The 14,991-nt window shown below is 47.6% G+C and carries 13 protein-coding genes; 6 read left to right on the forward strand and 7 right to left on the reverse strand.

Annotated features, from left to right (window positions below; genetic code table 11):
* Positions 1–768: 768 nt before the first annotated feature.
* Entirely contained in the window at positions 769–1,383 is a 615-nt protein-coding gene (locus P8J86_09935; GenBank protein ID MDG2055014.1) for a fasciclin domain-containing protein, read from the reverse strand.
* Between the two features lie 348 nt (positions 1,384–1,731).
* On the opposite strand from P8J86_09935, the gene P8J86_09940 reads away from it, so the two are divergent.
* Together P8J86_09940 and P8J86_09945 are read left to right on the forward strand one after the other, a co-directional pair.
* Positions 1,732–2,454 carry an SDR family oxidoreductase gene (locus P8J86_09940; GenBank protein MDG2055015.1) on the forward strand — a complete coding sequence of 241 codons (723 nt, stop codon included), beginning with the start codon at positions 1,732–1,734 and terminating at the stop codon, positions 2,452–2,454.
* Positions 2,451–2,879, forward strand: coding sequence for an alkyl hydroperoxide reductase (locus P8J86_09945; protein ID MDG2055016.1), 429 nt, complete (start codon positions 2,451–2,453; stop codon positions 2,877–2,879). The genes P8J86_09940 and P8J86_09945 overlap by 4 nt, the downstream gene beginning before the upstream one ends.
* Here the strand turns inward: P8J86_09945 and P8J86_09950 are convergent.
* Together P8J86_09950 and P8J86_09955 are read right to left on the reverse strand one after the other, a co-directional pair.
* Positions 2,836–3,981 (reverse strand): diaminopropionate ammonia-lyase, encoded by a 1,146-nt coding sequence (locus tag P8J86_09950; protein MDG2055017.1) that lies wholly within the window; start codon positions 3,979–3,981, stop codon positions 2,836–2,838. The two genes, P8J86_09945 and P8J86_09950, sit on opposite strands and share 44 nt — an antisense overlap.
* A gap of 67 nt (positions 3,982–4,048) precedes the next feature.
* Complete coding sequence (locus P8J86_09955) at positions 4,049–5,047, reverse strand: FAD-dependent oxidoreductase (protein MDG2055018.1); 999 nt, start codon at positions 5,045–5,047, stop codon at positions 4,049–4,051.
* Between the two features lie 197 nt (positions 5,048–5,244).
* On the opposite strand from P8J86_09955, the gene P8J86_09960 reads away from it, so the two are divergent.
* Both P8J86_09960 and P8J86_09965 read left to right on the forward strand, forming a co-directional pair.
* Positions 5,245–7,167 carry a PAS domain S-box protein gene (locus tag P8J86_09960; protein ID MDG2055019.1) on the forward strand — a complete coding sequence of 641 codons (1,923 nt, stop codon included), beginning with the start codon at positions 5,245–5,247 and terminating at the stop codon, positions 7,165–7,167.
* 104 nt (positions 7,168–7,271) lie between these two features.
* Entirely contained in the window at positions 7,272–7,712 is a 441-nt protein-coding gene (locus P8J86_09965; GenBank protein MDG2055020.1) for a hypothetical protein, read from the forward strand.
* Between the two features lie 10 nt (positions 7,713–7,722).
* Here the strand turns inward: P8J86_09965 and P8J86_09970 are convergent, their stop codons facing one another.
* Positions 7,723–8,619: a glycoside hydrolase family 18 protein gene (locus tag P8J86_09970; GenBank protein MDG2055021.1), complete on the reverse strand. Its 897-nt coding sequence runs from the start codon at positions 8,617–8,619 to the stop codon at positions 7,723–7,725.
* Positions 8,620–8,708: 89 nt separating this feature from the next.
* Between P8J86_09970 and P8J86_09975 the strand changes: the two genes are divergently transcribed.
* On the forward strand, positions 8,709–9,617 hold the full coding sequence (locus tag P8J86_09975) for a rhodanese-related sulfurtransferase (protein MDG2055022.1): 909 nt from the start codon (positions 8,709–8,711) through the stop codon (positions 9,615–9,617).
* 43 nt (positions 9,618–9,660) lie between these two features.
* Here the strand turns inward: P8J86_09975 and P8J86_09980 are convergent, their stop codons facing one another.
* On the reverse strand, positions 9,661–10,626 hold the full coding sequence (locus P8J86_09980) for an alpha/beta fold hydrolase (protein ID MDG2055023.1): 966 nt from the start codon (positions 10,624–10,626) through the stop codon (positions 9,661–9,663).
* A gap of 561 nt (positions 10,627–11,187) precedes the next feature.
* Between P8J86_09980 and P8J86_09985 the strand changes: the two genes are divergently transcribed.
* Positions 11,188–12,171, forward strand: coding sequence for a hypothetical protein (locus P8J86_09985; protein ID MDG2055024.1), 984 nt, complete (start codon positions 11,188–11,190; stop codon positions 12,169–12,171).
* Between the two features lie 26 nt (positions 12,172–12,197).
* Here P8J86_09985 and P8J86_09990 read toward each other — a convergent pair whose 3' ends face one another.
* Positions 12,198–13,925, reverse strand: coding sequence for a hypothetical protein (locus tag P8J86_09990; GenBank protein MDG2055025.1), 1,728 nt, complete (start codon positions 13,923–13,925; stop codon positions 12,198–12,200).
* Positions 13,926–13,937: 12 nt separating this feature from the next.
* The gene (locus P8J86_09995; GenBank protein MDG2055026.1) at positions 13,938–14,948 is read right to left on the reverse strand and encodes a cupin domain-containing protein; all 1,011 of its coding nucleotides are present in this window, start codon (positions 14,946–14,948) and stop codon (positions 13,938–13,940) included.
* Between the last annotated feature and the right edge of the window lie 43 nt (positions 14,949–14,991).

The raw sequence follows: 14,991 nt of genomic DNA on the forward strand, positions 1-14,991 counted from the left end.
TCATCCCATTGGTCAGAACATCAAGGACCTTCATGCCACCGGCACCAAGACCAAGTGGATCATCGCCAACCCACCCGACATCAACTTGATGGATCCTAAGAACATCGCCTCGGCACTGACGTCAGGTGCGCAGCGTGCCAATACGGAAGCCAAAGATATTGAAGCCTTCTGGGCGTAAATCAGATACGTTTAAAATGCTGCGTGCCTAATACAGAGCATAGCCCTTCAGCAAAGCAGTGAGTCTTAACATCTAGATCTGATATGACCCAACCTACCCTACCGATAGGTACTGATTAACCGTACGCCCCATCCTCGCAAGTCAACAAAACCTGAATTCAGTAATGCGAACCAATCTAGGAGTTACTGTCGATATTCTTAGCCCGTGTAAAAAAGTTCCCTAGTCACGGATTGAATCAACAATATCCTCTACGCTTTTGGGTTGCGCCCTTTTACCGATAGCTGCCGCTAGCCTAACCAGGCTAAGTGGATCATCGCCAACCCACCTGTATCTGAGCTGCAATGGTCGAGCCATCTTCGATGATCGATTTACCTCACCCCTGAACCATGCCCGGCGCTCGCTGAGAGTTGCTTTCATGAAACTGATAGCGAATCTTCACCTTAGCATGGCTTGTAATCCAACCTATTAACTCGATGGCCTACACACCATCCTTCGTATCAACACCATTCACGCTATCGCCTTAGGACAATAGAACACGACCCTGATCAATGACCAGGGCCGCGTAGAAGAGAGTATTCGAACGTCAACAGTTACGGCAAGTCAACTGGGATGAGCACGCGATTGATCGAGTGAACACGACCATTGCTGGCACGAATGTTGAATGGCCAAGTCACTGATGGGTTTCGGAGATTTGGATCGTTATCGATTAGTGTAAAGAAGAAGGGTTGGAAGGTGGCTCCAGCAGCAAGCGTCGTCAAAGGCTGCTGCAAAAAGGTCGCAAAGATCAGATTGATTGGACGGATATTGCCGTCAACGACGTGATAAAGAAGGATGTCAGTCAATACTGGAATTGGATCGCCACCACCGAGTTCTGTAAGAGCGCCAACAAGGAATAGCCAGATTGCCTCTTCGTCATAACCACCTTCGTAACCAAGATCACGAGCAAGACGGAAAAAGGCCCTGTCATTTGGAGCAAAGAGGGTCAGTGTCACGTCTGGATCGGCAAGTGCTTCAGCGAGCCCAGCGGTTACCACGGCTGTCAGCAGAATGTCATAGTCGCGCTTTTTGTTATCGAATTCGCCACCACTTCTAGAGATGACAATATCTGTGATGGTGCCATTACCAGAAGATGCTTGGGCTTGCGGGACAGCAATGAATGAGATGGCAGCAACAACGGCGCAACAGCATGTACGTAGGGATAGCATGGGGGAAAACTCCTGTGTTCGGGATCTGGGGGGTTTGAGGGGGACAGACGCCCTAACGGCGTCACATTCAGTCAAGTAGTTCTAAGGGGCATAAATCGTTCAAATCGTTCAATTAGTTAGGAATATACCCTCTGTAACAGATGAGTCAATAGGTTATTTGTAAATATATCGTTCAAATCGTTCTCTCTGGTGTATTGGCAAAATGGATGCCTATGCACGATGGGGGGCGTCTGATGACCTCTTTGCCGATCAGCTACACGCCAACGACCCGCGGTTTAATTGACTTAAATCGCCAGCGACAGCGGCTTCTTGATGCCTACACTGAAACCACAGAAAGTGAGGCTGACCATGTCGGGTTTTCATAGCGTTGTCATTGGAGGAGCTGGCGGTATTGGTCGAGCGCTTGTTCCTCGACTCCGAACCGCAGGACACAATGTCACCATCATCAGTCGTGATGGTGATAACCATGAGAACCTTGATGCAAACTGCATCGTTGGTGATGCGCGAGATATTGATGGACTGACCACAATTGTTCAGACAATTGGTGCAAGTCAACCCGTTACTGGAATGGTTTGCCTAGCTGGATCTATTCTCCTCAAACCAGCGCACATGACTTCCGCAGCGGAATGGTCACACACGCTTGAAACAAATCTGACGACTGCTTTTGCTTGTGTCCATGCTGCAGGAAAATGCATGCGCGGCGGTGGAAGTATTGTGCTGACTTCAACCGTTGCGGCTCACACTGGATTGCCAAATCATGAAGCAATTGCCGCTGCCAAGGCTGGAGTAGAGGGACTCACGAGAAGCGCGGCTGCAACATATGCAAGCCGAGGCCTTCGATGTAATGCTGTTGCGCCGGGGCTTGTTGATACCCCATTAGCAAACCAGATCACTGGATCGGAACGTGCTCTCGAGCACTCAAGAAAAATGCATCCGCTCGGACGTATTGGACAACCAGCTGATGTTGCAGCTGCCATTGCATGGCTTCTGTCGAGTGAAAGTGACTGGGTCACTGGACAGGTACTGGGCATTGATGGAGGTTTGGGGCAGACGCGGGCTCAATCCAAATGAATAAGAAGTATGTCGCACCATGGATGACTCCAGTGCTCATCCTAGCTGGCCTCTATAACATTGCGTTTGGTGTTTGGGTTGTTTTATGGCCTCATTGCGCCTTTGAGTTGGTTGGCATGGAAGTCCCCCGCTATCCATTTCTCTGGCAATGCATCGGAATGATCGTTGGTGTTTATGGATTGGGCTATTTAGCCTCAGCTCGCCGTCCACTACGCCACTGGCCCATCATTATGGTGGGACTGCTTGGAAAAATACTCGGGCCAATTGGTTTCTTACAAGCAGCATTGAGTGGATCGATTACTTGGTCATTCGGCGTCATCATTATCACAAATGATCTCATATGGTGGCTACCCTTTGCACTCTTACTTCGGGCCGCTTGGCTCAACTCAACCGCATTAGTTCTCGATAAATCTCAGGATCAGTAGCGCCTTCCGTACCGAACACAAGCACGCGACTGTCTTCCGTCAACGCGAGTTGCTGCCAGAGGGCTTTATTTAAACGGGCCTCTGTCAAACCCGCTAAACCTGCAACGGCTGACTCTCCTGCAACGATTGAATAATCCTGAGCAAGCCTGCGCATCAATGGTGCAACCGGATCATCTGTGATTGTAAGAAATTCATCGGCAGCTGACTCCAGGATCGGCCAGGCAATCAAGGAGACCTCGCCACAGGAGAGGCCTGCCATCACACTCTCCCGCTTAATATTCACCGAGCGCAAACCACGAGCATGGGCACTCTCATAAAGACATGCCGCAGGCTCAGGTTCAACAATAATGAACGCCGGCTTATGAGCTCCATAATGGCACCACATGTCCAGGCACACGGCACCAGCAAGTCCCCCGCAACCTCCTTGTATAAACACATGTGTCGGTGGTGCTTGAAGTGGCCACTGAGACATGACCTCTTGGGTCATCACGGTATAGCCAGCCATGACACTTCTTGGAATCTCTAGATATTCTGGCCATGATGTGTCAGAAACGATCAGCCAGTTCTGTGCCTTTGCGTCGACCGCTGCGGCATGAACAGAATCATCGTAGTTCCCTTTTACACGATGCACACAGGCACCAAGTAACTCAATTTCGTTCTGCCGACCGCGACTCACTTGATCGTGCATGTAGATCACACATTGGCAACCAAATCTTTTGGCGCCCCATGCGACCGAACGACCATGATTCCCATCAGTTGCTGTCACGACTGTAAAGCGACCAGCCATTTCGGGATAGCGAACTTGCTCAATCTCCTTGAGTGTGACATCTTGGCCAAGCTCCATGCTGATGCATTTTTGAAGGACCAACTGCACTGCATAAGCCCCGCCAAGAGCTTTAAAACTTGCCAACTCAAATCGTCTGCTCTCATCTTTGTAGTACAACGCACCAATTCCAAGTTCATCGGCAAAGTCACTCAGCTCAATCAGATCCGTGCTTTGATAACCCTGCCACCTGGTAATTTCTTGAAACGCCTCTTGACGAGCCTGCTCAGGGATGGCCGCATACAGTAACTCTGGGCAGCGTTGCTCAGTGAGTACCAAATCGTTATGACAATGCCGGTGAATCGTGATGGTGATCTCCTAGGCACACTACGATTATCTCGTGCGGTTAACTTGAATGATCACTTGCAAGGATCTGTATCGCCGCTTGAGAAGCCGCATGCCCACTCTGAACTGCATGCTCTACTGTCTTTCCGAGACACCAATCACCACAGGCAACAATCCGCTGATCTGTGTCGGCCAACACGGGTATACCAACTGGATCTGAAACGACTCCATACCGCCAACGATGAACTTGAGCTGTAGCTGACAGATTGACGCCGGCCAGACGATTCGCCGATGCGAGCAGTGCATCAGCTACTACGCGATGATCTTCTTCAAGATGCTCAAGACTCCAAGCGTAGGAAGCTAAGCCAACCCATGCACGGCCTGAATCGCGGTGAGGGCGAGCATGTTGAGCGACCAACCACTGAAGTGGTTCTGTCTGCGAACCATAGAATTCAAAAGGCACCTCAGGTATATCTGGTCCTTCGATCAGCAAGGACCACACGGGGTGATAGCTCGCGTGGTGAAGCTGATCACGTTGGGAAAATGCATGCTCACCAAGCAAGCTCAATACTTGTGGTGCTGGAGTCGCCAAGATCACAAGATCTGACTCATAGCTTCTGACGCCGTCTTTCTCCTTCAGACACCAGCATTTTCCAGTTCTGTCGATGGAATCAACATGCCATTGTGTCAAGACATCGAGACCTTGGGCAAGTTTCTTGGCAACTACGCTCATCGTAGGTGTTCCTACTGCCCAATGATCGCCGGCAAAGTCTGGTGTTGGTGATCCTGGCGCCTGCTTGGCGTGCCATGGAACAATCAGATCCGAATTCATCCAATCTGAGACATCAGAAATAGGTTGTTTCGAAGCTGATGATATGAACTGGCAACCGTGATCTAAGCGTATGTTGGACTGACCACGTCGTGTGCACGTCCGCCCACCTGGCCCTCTTGCCTTTTCAAGAATTAAGACATCGTGACCAGCACTGCTGAGATCCTGCCCCGCTGTGAGTCCAGCCAATCCCGCTCCTACGATAACAACTTCATAACGTCTGACGCACATAACATTCCTTGGTTTATTGCAATCCAAAATGACTTTCTAATTTTAGCGTATCAAAAATTGACCCCTCGTATTTGGGCCTATTTCTGACTCTAATTGGCTCGCAGATTGACTTTATGTGACTACTCAAGAAAAAAATCAGATTGAAACATATCTGGTTCTTTTAGCAATTGACTTCAACGACTACCATAGGCTGACTGATGGCAGACACCACCAATTCAAATCCTGAAGCTCGGGGCCCAGACCTCCCAATTGCCGATGCCGAGCAACAACTCCAACAATTGGTGGATACAGCTCTTGATGCTGTGATTACTTGTGATGCTGAGAGTCGAATTGTGGTGTGGAATAGCGGCGCCGAAAAGCTGTTTGGCTGGCCTGCCACTGAAGCAATTGGCATGACACTGACGGATACGATCATACCACTTGAATTTCGCGAAGCACATAACCGAGGAATGGCCCATTATCTAAAAACTGGCCAAGGCCCTGTTCTTGGCCAGCGCATCGAAATTGAAGCCATTAACCGAGACGGCCGCCGCTTCCCCGTCGAACTCTCTATCAATCCAATCCGAACGAAACAAGGCCTTGGATTCAGTGGTTTTATTCGTGATATCTCAGATCGACTTGAAGCAGAGAAATTGATTCGTGAAGGCCAAGAGAGACTTCAATTCATTTTTGATGCTGCTCATGAGGGGGTTTGGGATTACCAGTTTGATGTAGATGGCGCTGTCATTGATTCGTTTTTCGGAGAAAAAACAAGGCAACTACTCGGTGAAGGCGCTAGCACGATTCCACCAAAACGCTCAAATATCTACCCCGAAGATCGAGATGGTGTAAATCGGGCCTGGGAACTTCACTGGAACCAAGTGCAAGCCACTTTTGAACTTGAATATCGCCTCCAACAACAAGACAGTAAGCATTCCCGTTGGGTCAGAGAACGTGGCATCATTGTGCGTCGCGATGATGATGGAAAACCACTAAGGGCAGTCGGTAGCGTTGTAGACATCACTGCTCAAAAACATCTTGAGATGACACTTCTTTCCGCTCAAAAACGTGAAGCATTGGGGCTTATTGCCGGCGGCTTTGCCCATGACATCAATAACGTCTTGAGTATCATTAAAAGCTATACATCAATCCAACAATTGAATAAAGAACTGCCCAAAGATACTTTGGATTCGCTTCAAACAATTGATCTTGCAGTATTGCGAGCACGCACTTTGACTCAGAATATGCTCCAACTTGGCCGGCCAATCAAGAGCCATAAACAGATTACTGGGGTCAAGAAATTACTATCGGAGACACTTCAACTTATACAGCCCTCGATACCGAATTCGATACAAGTAAGACGCAACATTGATCTCGATGAAACGGACAATGTCTTCCTAAACCCTGAACAACTACAGCAAGCAATCTTAAATCTTATGCTCAATGCGCGTGATGCCATGGGCCAAGGCGGCACGTTGGAGATAAAAGCATCCAATGCATTATCACCTGCATCTGGCCAACCGAGCATTTTCATTGAGATCATCGATTCCGGATGCGGTATTGAGAAAGAATCATTAGCGATGATCTTTGAGCCATTCTTTACGACAAAGGGCCAGAAGGGAACTGGCCTGGGTCTTTCAACGGTAAAGAAATTCGTTGAAAATTGCCATGGTACGGTTTCAATTGATTCAGAAGTTAATCAAGGAACGTCGTTCAAAATTGAGTTGCCTTGGCACGCAGGCCAACCGGAGATTGAAACCTTACCAGCCATTGGCGACGGTGTTACTCCATCTCACATTCTTCTTGCAGAAGATCATCCCCTACTGCGCCCTATGCTCAAAAGTGCCATCGCTATCACAGGACATCACGTAGAGGTCGCTGAAGATGCAGCGCAAGTATTGGCGACGGGCACAGCATGTCAGCCTGATCTCATGGTCATGGATATCGATCTTCCCGGTGGACGAGGAGACAAGCTGGCTGCCGATCTTCGTGCCCATTGGAAGAAAGAGATTCCAGTTATTTTTATCACCGGTAATAGTAGTTTCAAAATTGATGATTCCGACACCACAATATTACTCTATAAACCATTTGATTTAGAGCGGCTGATTGAAGCGATATCGAAGATGCTGACCAGTGACTGATCGCCCATTCTGCTTGGCTCAATTACGCAAGAGATAATTTCTTACATCAGACAGGATCTTTTTCTATGAGAATTAGCTATTGCCTCTTTTTAGGAATTTGTTTCATGTTGACTTGCTGCTCAAGTAAGTCCAACAACATCACTGGTAAAAACACCTCTGACCCAAGACTCAAAGGCAGTTTCATACTTTACAAGTTAGATGGGGATCGCTACCCAGGCGAGCCGGCGCCAGAAGGCGCAGAACTACTCCATGGCTGGGTCATTCTAAAAAAGTGTTCAATCACATCGCTCACGACGCGTGAAACACTCTTTAAAGCACTTGATAATGGCATCGACCAATGGAGTGGTACGCCGGTTGATTGCTTCAATCCTCGTCATGCCATATCAGTTGAAATGGAAGGCATTAATGTCGACTATCTGATCTGCTTCCAATGCAAGAACTACTACATCTGGGAAGGTGACAAGCGTGTTTCTGGTGGCATGACGACAGCACAACCACGAAACACTTTCAATCGCATCTTAGATGAGTGCAGCCCTAATAACTGAACCTAACTGTTCAGTTATTGGCAACTTCTTGAGCATCCGTATGCTTGATGACATCAGATACAACGTGAAGCATTGAATCGCGCGAAGTTGTATCTAAATCTGTTCGAAAAAGCATCACGCCAGCAAAATCTTTTTTGATTGCATACTCAGTTTTGCTTGCCACTAAATCATGATCGAACCCCTCATTGGCATCACCCCAACCCACCGCCATACCAACAACCATTTTTTCTGGCGGAACACCTTTCGATCGCCAGTAGTCAATCATGGCGTGCATCTCATCAAGATCTTGATACGACATCAATTGAATCCAATCGACTGCTGCAAGACCTTGTGTATTGAGCTCATCGCGAAAATACACATCAATGCTGACCGTTTTATTCAAGGGATGCAATGATTCTTTGGTCGCAATAACAAGATCACTGTATTGCTTCTGGTACTCAGGCGAGAATCCCCCACCAATCTCCCAATCAAAATCAACACCATCGATATCTTGCTCGACTAAAAATTGGGTGAGATTGGAGATAAAGCGATCTCTAGATCCGTCCGCGTTGTCACTCATCGGCAAGAAGTTTTCTTCCCAATGCTCGCCATCAAAGCTCACAATCACCTTGACTTGATTGGCATGTGCCTGAGATACGACGTCACGTAGGTCCCAATGGGCAAGGTTGCCGTCACCATCAAACCCAAGAAAACCAGGAATAAAGTGGGTCATGTGTGCGTAACGCCACTGACCTCCTCCAAAAAAACCTATCACTTTGAATTCTTCGGCATTTGAGTCTGATACAGGTGTCACTGCGGCCTTTCTATTGGAGTGACAACTCACACACAGACAAACGACCATTATCAAAATCAACTCTTTTAAGTACATCGCAACACCATTTGCATGAGTCCACCGCTTAAATGACATCAGCCCATTCGTTTTTATTCAGCAGGCACCATCTATTTTTGACTATTATAATGCCTTGAATCAGAACACCATTCCTGTTGGAGCTCTTCTTGCAAGATATTTTTATTGCAAATTTCTATCTGTTCACCAAACTCGATGATCTCGCTTTCATTCAGAATGATGTACAAGCGTGCTGTGAGCAAAACGATGTTCGTGGGATTGTTCTGTTAGCTCCAGAGGGCATTAACGCCACGATTTCGGGGACGCACCCAGGCGTGATGAATGTGCTCGAACTCTTGAAACGTGACCCGCGTTTTTCTGAATTGACCTGGAAGGAATCAACTGCGCAAGAGCAGCCATTTCGTAAGATTCGCGTCAGACTCAAGAAAGAAATTATAACCATGGGTGTTCCAGACATTGATCCCACCCGACTCGCAGGAACCTATGTCAAACCAGAAGACTGGAATGAACTGATTAGCGATCCGAATGTCATCGTCATTGATACGCGTAATGACTATGAAGTTGAAATTGGCTCATTCAAGAACGCGATCAACCCAGATATTCAATCCTTTGGGGAATTTCCTCAATGGCTAAATGATCATATTGACACATCCAAACAGCCACGGGTTGCAATGTTCTGCACTGGTGGCATTCGCTGTGAAAAGTCGACCGCCCTTCTCAAGCAAGCAGGCGTTCGTGAGGTCTACCATCTTGAGGGCGGCATACTTAAGTACCTTGAACAGATTCCAGAAGATCAAGGCCTCTGGTCAGGCCAATGCTTTGTCTTTGATCAGCGTGTGTCGGTGGGACATGGCCTTGAAGCCGGCCAATATGAACTCTGCAAAGCATGCCGTCGCCCCATTAGTGTTTCAGATAAGCAATCTGAGTCATATCGCAAAGGCATCAGCTGTCCACACTGTCATGATCAGACCACAGAAGAACAGAAAGATCGATTTGCAGAGCGGCAAAAACAGATTGAGCTCGCAAAGGCACGTGGCGAAGATCACTTCTCAGATTGAGTGACTTCTCAACAGCAACTCAAAGACATCCGAACAGCTTTACTTACTTTTCAATGAACCGCTCTGTAATCCAAGCCGCGACCAGTACTAACACTTCTTCAGAGATTGTCTCATCAATTTGTGCATACTCTGATATTTGACCAGTTTTGCAGTGCTGCAATGGGTGATTCAATTGAGGGAATGACTGAATCGTTGTATCACTATTACCTCCCTGGTTCAGCGCTGTCGCAATGCCCTCTAAATTCTCTTCACAGGATACCTGAAGATCAAGCTCACCATTAATGGCAAGCACCGGGCAAGTTACTTGACTTAGTGTTGGTTGAGGATCATATCTAAGAAATGTTTTGAACCAGGGCGAGCTTATTTTGCCAATTAACTTTTCGCGATTGTCACGCTGAAAAGAAGCATCTGTATCTTGATTCAATTCAGGCATCGCCTCAATAATTTCGCGAATTTGATTATTTGCATTCTCTGGCTTCAGTTCTTCATTCAGTACGATTTCAAAGATTGCTTTCTGACCTACTCTACTTTGAGCTATTTCCTCCTCTGACGCACCACTCGCTCGCAACATCAGCTCATCTTGTCTTAACAACAACTGTTCACATGGAACACCGGGACCAGCTAATAGAATGATGAATGCAACTCGAGGATCGCGTGCCGCAACTATCGGCGCAATCATTCCACCTTCACTATGACCAATAAGCCCAATACTTGCCGGGTCAATTTCACGCTGTGTCCTAAGAAATGAGATACCCGCCTCAACATCCTCTGCAAAGTCAAAAGAAGTAGCTGTCAATGGGGCGCCTCGACGGGTTGAGCCACCAACACCTCGATCATCCACACGCAGCACGGCAATACCTTGACGCGTCAGATAATCGGCAATCACCCAAAAAGGTTTATGCCCAAAGACCTCTTCATCACGATTCTGTGGCCCGGATCCAGTGATCAATAGAACTGCTGGGAATAATCCATCACCGGCTGGAGTAGTTAACGTTCCAGCAAGAGTCACTCTAGCATTCTCATTGCGATAGCTGACTTCCTTAATTTGATAAGAAAATGGCCCTACAGGGTCTTGGGGCTTTCTCGTATTTTGATGTACTTGATTTATAGGTTGTTGAGATGGGGCCACCGAACACCCAAGACTGATCCATACGAATACACATAAATAACTACACGCTCTTACTATTTTCATGAAGATGCTTCTCTGTGTTTTGCTGACATTGGCACATGCAATTATTTTTTTCGGATTAACTACTTTGAACCTGTAGGTTCGTGAAGACGCACTAGCATATCATTTCCTTTTAATTTAGATAAGAATGCTTGTTGGCACAGGCTGCTTTATTGATTTAAGACAATATCAAGAAGCTGCAAAAGTCTAGTTGCGAAACCTTGATTTTTTCCCTGCAAATGGCCGAGCGTAGATGTGATGCCCCCAGCATCGTGTTATTGTGGGACAGCTGTCTCGCATTGAGATGAACAATGTTGGGTCTTGACTAATCTCAAAGGATCACCATAAGTGCTTCTTACTTTTTTTTCTCATCAGATGATGCGGTCTTTCTCTTGTTTGCTTATGACAGCTTGCTTAGGCAGCTGCCGCTCAACAACACCTCAGACAGATGTTTCAAGTGATGGTGCTGCAACTTCCCCATGGGCAGATGTCGAACCACTCGTTTCCACATCATCTGGTCCGACCTATCACGTTATTGATGGATACGATCCGATCTGGCTCACCTACATTCAGGAAGGGGTCGAACGCGCTCGCACTTATTGGGGCAGCTATGGACCAGCACACGTTTGGGTCGTCGGCCAAGAAGATGGTAGTCCAATCAGCGAAGATGCCAAACAACAATTCATTGACGAATACTGTACTTGGCGTACTGCATCATCTGAGCGAACAGTGAGCGAATGCCTACCTTATGCCCGCGAACGTTTCATCGAAGTGATGGAACAAGGCGAACCAGAAGCCTACCTCTCTGATGTTCGTGATACACAGCAACGCATGGCTGAGCTGATATTTATAAACGTTCATGAATGGTTTTATGAGGAAGACGCCATCCCTGATCCAGTTTTACGGGGCATCCACGAGTACACACACGTCTTCCAACAGTCTGTTGGGCACATGCCAACATGGATGGTTGAAGGCGGCGCGGTCTTCACAGAAGCATGGCTGCCAAAGATCGATGGGCGACGTGATCCGAAGCGTGTCATGGGCTGGATCATGGAACGTGCCCAACGCATGCGGCACGCTGGTTTCACAATCGCGGACATGGAAGAAATTGAAACTGCACCAGAAGAGGTTTCTCAGTACTACATGGAACTTGCCTATGACTCTGGTGGCTGGGCGACTGTTTTTATGATCCATCAGTCTCCAACCCAGAGCGCCTCTTCTCTTAAGAACGAGTTTTATCCACTGGTCAAAGAGCTTGGCTGGGAAGCGGCGCTTGCTCAGTATGTAGGAATGAAAAGCAAAGATGAGTTTTATGAGGCTTTTGAAGTCTTCATGGAATTACCTATCCAAAAACAACTTCTGACCTTAGACGCGATCAAGCCATAACAAGGCACTGACCAAAACGCATTTTCTTATGGCTTTTTCTCTAGCGACTTGATCCCCTGCCAAGTCACAATCGGTACATACCCCACCGATAGCCCTTCTGGAGGCAAGACAAAGAGATGAGGATCAAAGCTGACCAATTCACCAGCACTGGGACCAGGAAGATAAGTACCATCAATCGCCCAAGAGGTATGCATTTTCACAATGATGCTTTGTAACGCGTCGCGCTCTTCCTGTGACCAATCGAATTGTTGAAACACTGGCTGGTCAATGAAGCGGTACCAGTAGTATCGCACGGTCGAACCATCCGCCAAGATTGTCTCAAAGGGTCCAGCCTTCGGGCCTGGCGATGCCCATGATCCTTGAAGTGGCTCTGCGGAATAAGGTGGAGGATTCACTTGGGGATTAGGAAATATTTGGCCAATTAGTTCCGTCTCTTTTGGAACTTCCGCTGCTGTAACCGCCTGCCGAATCTCTCCCCGCTCTTGGAAGTATGTTGGAAACTTGGCGACGCCCTTTTTAATGACTGCATCCGGACTCCATTGAAGACCAAAGACATTTCCAGCAAATACCGTAGGCGTAGCAAGTTTGTTAATGCCTTCAATCTTCTTTTTATTCTGACGGTACGTCACTGATCCCGTACCAATATCAGGCAGCGCAGCACCCGCTCTATTGAAAACCCCCGACGGCGCAGGCCCGCCGAGCCGCCATTGAAGAACATCGTTATAGAGTGCAACTTTTGAGTACATCGTGACATCTCGAACCAGTACCGTTTGCCGCTCTTGATTGACTGGAAACTGGAGCTGTGGAATCTTTGAATAAACCACACCTTTATCATCGGTAGCCAGAAATTCTGGAACAGTATTAATTTCCATCGAACCAGCCATCCCGCCTGCTGCTGGACGACTGTCAAGACAGCGCCCGTGATCAAATGCATAGTCACGTGAAATGCGGCTCCAGCACTCAGGCAGGTAATAAGCCAGCGGTCCCTTAAAGTTCGCCGCATCAAGAAAGAGTGTCCAACTCTGAGGACCGGTTGGCTGCGGGTCTTCGCGCGGCTCGGTTAATGGAAGTGCCATATAGGCATAGCCAAGCTGCTGTCCCATGGGCGTACCTTCGAAGGTAAGTCCATCTGGTGGAATCAGAAGACGATTACTGAGTTGCGCGATACCGAGCATATCATCAGCAAGGGGCCGACTACTGTGAAAGAATGGCCAACCTGGCGAGGCAACTTCGGTGTTATAGCAATTCGGCGTTGCATTCATCGAGAACTTGGGAGGCCCGTAGTGGAAACGATTACCCGCCCAATAGCCAAGGCCTCCTTCCATGGTCTGAAACACGCTTCCATACGTGGGGCCACGTTCGGGCCAATTATCACGAGCGATTGTTCCAACCGGACACAGTGGCTCGGTTGTATTGTCAGAATTTTCTGGCGTGAGCCATGTTGAAGGCAATCCAATCTGGAATCCACCAATAGGCTGCTCAATAAGAGACCACACTGAGGCATAAAAACCTGCACCGTAGCGATAGCTGCTTGGTGTCGCACCAGCATGCGACCCTATGTAGCCATGGAGACCGCGATACTGAAGCTTTATCTCACGCTCAGCAACCTGCGCAGCTGCGATGCCATTAACACAGATGCTAAACCAACATACGACATAACCGCCGTATCGTGACATGACTTTGTGATGAGATAAGATTAGCGATTTCACACTCATATGATTCGCACGCCGCACTTCATCATCAACAAGAGTCAAGCACGTTCTCTTTTAGCTGGGAATAATAACCAGAGGACCACCTGGCTTATTGAGTTCCTTTAGTTGATCAGCCTTGAGCCCAAACGTAGAGGCAAGTACTTCATCTGAAAATGAACCCATTGCTTCCCCAAGACCTACATATGAGGACTCAGCGTTATTAAAGAACGCGATCCCCTCTACCTGACCATCACCGATATTATCAATACTGTGAAAATGACCGGCTGGCGCAAAGAAACCTTCCCCTGCACCAACATCATGCGTCTCTATATTCTTATCAGGAGAGAGGACCATTCCTCGAATGCGCCCCTTGGTAATATAGACAATCTCACTCGAGTTCGGATGCCAATGAGGCTCGACCGCACCGCCAGGCTCCAGTCCAAAACCAAGAATACCAACTCCATTGAGTTCTGTGAGATTCACCTTAAGGCCAACTTGAAGGTAGCCACCGGTTGCAGAGATAACCTTGGCACTTCGTTCGATATCGAATTTATATCGATTCACACTGGAGTGCGCCCCCGGGCTCTTCTTACCAAGTGTCCCAATAAACGCATGGCTAGCGTTTTTCTTGAGGCAACTGGCATATTCAGCAGTTGTTGAAAAATTCGATTGAATCACACCATCAGCCGTTGCATCTACTGCCAGCGACAAGAGCATATTTTCTGGATCATGATTATTCAGAGCAAACTTGACGATACCTTCACTCTCTGATGCATTCTCAATGTGATGAATCTGACATTGGGGAATGTAGAATATTTCACCAGCTTTGACTAAAAACTGCTCACTGCCACCTGGGCCATGCATAGAAACCAATATTTTTCCATGCGTGCAATAACCAATCTTCTCTGCATTTGAATGCCAAAGCGGATTGAGTACACCTTTGTTTTTGAGCTTTACTTCTAAAAATGACATTCCATTTAGCCCTGACAGCTCATGGGATGTCAGCATATGTATTGAACCGCCCTCACTATTCTCCAACTCTTTAATGAGCCCTGAAGTAAAGAAATACTTACTTTGGTTTTGCATTTTTTCTCGCCAGATTGCCTCTCAACCCAAATATAAACGCTGT

This window comes from Phycisphaerales bacterium (genome assembly GCA_029268515.1).
Classification (GTDB): Bacteria; Planctomycetota; Phycisphaerae; order Phycisphaerales; family SM1A02; genus JAQWNP01.